The organism is Mesorhizobium sp. B1-1-5, from assembly GCF_006443065.1.
In the GTDB taxonomy this organism is placed as follows: Bacteria; Pseudomonadota; Alphaproteobacteria; order Rhizobiales; family Rhizobiaceae; genus Mesorhizobium.
On the sequence record NZ_VFWS01000692.1, the window covers coordinates 1 to 1,009 of the forward strand.

Annotated in this window: 2 protein-coding genes and 1 pseudogene; 1 reads left to right on the top strand and 2 read right to left on the bottom strand. The window is 65.5% G+C overall.

Annotation, left to right across the window (positions count from 1 at the left end):
* Both FJ980_RS34430 and FJ980_RS34435 read right to left on the bottom strand, forming a co-directional pair.
* Positions 1 to 260 (bottom strand): annotated as a pseudogene (locus FJ980_RS34430) (pyridoxal kinase); the annotation flags it as partial.
* 7 nt (positions 261 to 267) lie between these two features.
* Positions 268 to 519, bottom strand: coding sequence for a hypothetical protein (locus tag FJ980_RS34435; protein ID WP_140492477.1), 252 nt, complete (start codon positions 517 to 519; stop codon positions 268 to 270).
* 162 nt (positions 520 to 681) lie between these two features.
* Between FJ980_RS34435 and FJ980_RS34440 the strand changes: the two genes are divergently transcribed.
* On the top strand, positions 682 to 1,009 hold a 328-nt coding region (locus tag FJ980_RS34440; RefSeq protein WP_140547764.1), incomplete at its 3' end, for a LemA family protein.

The following is a 1,009-nucleotide window of genomic DNA, read 5'->3' on the forward strand; positions in this document are numbered from 1 at the left end:
AGCACGGCCCTCACCTCGCCCAGCCACGGCGCGCGCTCCAGATCGGCCATCAATGCCTTGAACTGATCGAGCGGCGGCACGATGCGGGTCGCGCGCCCATGGCCGGGATGCCAGGGCAGGATGATTGTCGGCACTGCCCATACCGGGAAACCCAGCGATTCCAGCGCAAAGACGGCGGCGCGATTGCCGACCGAGCCGCGTGCGACATGGCTGGAAATGACGATGACCGCGCGCGGCGCGTCGGCTTGCTCGGTGCTCATTGGAATCCTAACTGCCTCGGGTGAGGAAAAGCACGAGCCAGACCATCAGGCCCAGCGCCAGCAGCAGCCCAATTATCCTGCCAATGCGCGTGCCCCAGACTTCGATCGGATCCGCGCGGTCGGCATCGGCCGCCGCGACGTGGTCGCGAACGGCCTTCGCGGTCCGCGCCGCGAGCGAAGTGGCGGCCGGATCGGTTTCGCGCGCGACGCGCTCGAGGATGCGGCGCGATTCGGTGTCGCTGTCCTGGCGCTGCACCATGATGCTGTCCTGTTTCGTGGCGACCTTACCGCGTTCGCTCCGTCAATTACAGCGCCTTGCGACCGACCGTAACCCCATCGGTAACCGTCTGCGCCGAGGTCGTTTTCTTGCGCGCCGATTGTGGTAATGCTTCGCATGCAACTTCTACCGCGGGGACCGATCATGTTTGCCCAGCGCCTTGCTTTCCCGACATTCCGCACGCTGCCCGCCTTGCTGGTGATGGCCGTCATGCTGCCGCTGCTTGCCGGCTGCGGCTACAACACCATCCCGACGGCGGAGGAGAACGCCAAGGCGGCGTGGAGCGAGGTGCTGAACCAGTATCAACGCCGCGCCGACCTCATCCCCAACCTGGTCGAGACGGTCAAGGGCTACGCCTCGCACGAAAAGGACACGCTTGACGCGGTGGTCGAGGCGCGCGCCAAGGCGACGCAGGTCACGGTAACGCCAGAAACGTTGAAGGATCCCGAAGCCCTCAAGAGGTTTCAGGACG

Excerpts from the sequence above, each read along its gene's own strand:
- FJ980_RS34435 (WP_140492477.1), bottom strand. The coding sequence starts at position 519 with ATGGTGCAGCGCCAGGACAGCGACACCGAATCGCGCCGCATCCTCGAG.